The organism is Haloactinopolyspora sp. (assembly GCF_027324685.1).
Classification (GTDB): Bacteria; Actinomycetota; Actinomycetes; order Jiangellales; family Jiangellaceae; genus Haloactinopolyspora.
This window is the reverse complement of the sequence record NZ_DAHVSH010000131.1, coordinates 1-1,551: the sequence shown is the minus strand read 5'-3', so window position 1 is coordinate 1,551 and position 1,551 is coordinate 1. Positions and strand designations below refer to the sequence as shown.

The 1,551-nt window shown below is 70.1% G+C and carries 1 protein-coding gene; it reads right to left on the bottom strand.

The genetic code is table 11. The features are described from left to right. Nucleotides 1-172: 172 nt before the first annotated feature. Nucleotides 173-1,551 (bottom strand): DUF4127 family protein (locus M6444_RS14800; protein ID WP_298328872.1); only part of this gene is annotated, 1,379 nt, incomplete at its 5' end.

Sequence of the window (1,551 nt, the reverse complement as noted above, 5' to 3'; positions counted from 1 at the left end):
CACTCGCAGGCGTGCGCCCAGTTCCTGCCAGGCCGGCAGATGCACCTGGGCGATGCTCCCGACGCCGATCACGGCGACAGTCGGTGCGCTCGTCATTCAACCTCCCGATGACGTTGATTCCCCACGAGGATGCCATCGGTGCGGTGAGTCAGGCGCAGGTGGTCGGTCACGTTCACTCCAGGTCGATGTCGAAGTCGACGGTGAAGGTGTCGGTCCATGGCAGCCTCGCGCGGTTGATCGTCCAGCCGGCCAGCGCGTCCACGCCGCCGGCCCAGGCCCGAAGTTCGGTGGTGATCCGCTCGCACAGCGCCGGGAGCTCCTCGAGCGGAGGATCGGCCAGACCACGCGCCACTGCCTCGTCCTGGATCGCGCGCCGCACGACGGGCAGGTAGTGGCCGTCCTCGACGATCTTGCGGGCCAGAAACCGCCGCCGATGTGCCTCGGCGGATTCGTCCGTCGACAACACCGGGGTGATACCGGCGGCCAGTGTGGTGCCGATCGTGTTTCCTGCGGTGTTCCATCCGCCGTACGCGGTCAGGCGGGCGAGCACGCCGGCCGCGTCCAGTGCAGCGAGAAGTTCCGTGTCGCTGCCGTTGGCGTAGTGGACGTCAGCGAGTGCGACCCGGTGACCGGCATCGAGAAATTCGCGCGCGGCGTCGACGACGGGTCCTGGCCGAGAACGCCGGTCTGGATCGGGCGGGTTCATCACCCAGTCACCGGGCACGGCCGCCGGGGGATGTACGACCACGACCAGGTCCGCCTCGCCCGGATCGCTCACCTGGGCGGCGCCCAAAGCGCGGATCTGGTTGGCCAGGCCGACGCGTACCGGGCGGTCTTCGTACGGCGCCACGCGATCCATCCCGTCGCCGTCCGGGCAGATCACCGCGATCGTCGGCACGATCCCGGCCGCCTTGAGAGCGGCACGGGCGACGAGCACGCTCGGGACCTCGTCGGCGCCGGGATAGGTCAGCACCTCCACCCCGAGCCGGTCGATCCATGTCGCGAGGCTGCGCCACTCCCCGGCGGGTAAGCCCCGCGGCGCGGTGTCATCGGACGTGATCACCAGAGTCTCGAACACCCCGTCGGCGGCCATCTCGAGTGCTGCGAGGTTCACGACATGGTTGCGGACCCGTCGGCGGATCAGGTCGCGGACGTAGCCGCCGGGCACGCTCGCCCGGGCGGCAGCGACGGCGTCGTCGTCGACTTCACCCAGCTGATGCTCGTCCCACACTGTCGACAGCGCGCCCAGCCGTTCGCCGTGGCCGGCCCAGTACTCCGGTTCCTGGCGGGACCGGCCCGGATCGTCGTACGTCGGCAATCGGGCGACGACACCGAACGCGGTCACCGGGGCATCGAGCTCACGAAGGACGTCGAGCCGAGGTATGACCGCGCAGATCGAGTCAACGGTGTTCCGCGAGGGCACCAGCCCGCCGTACGCGAGCAGGTCGAGGGAGACGACGACGTGATCGACCTCTGCCGACACCGTGGTCAGCCAGTCGGCCAGCGCCGCCGTGTCCGCCGGCGTCCGGAACGTCGGCATGCCGCCGGCCG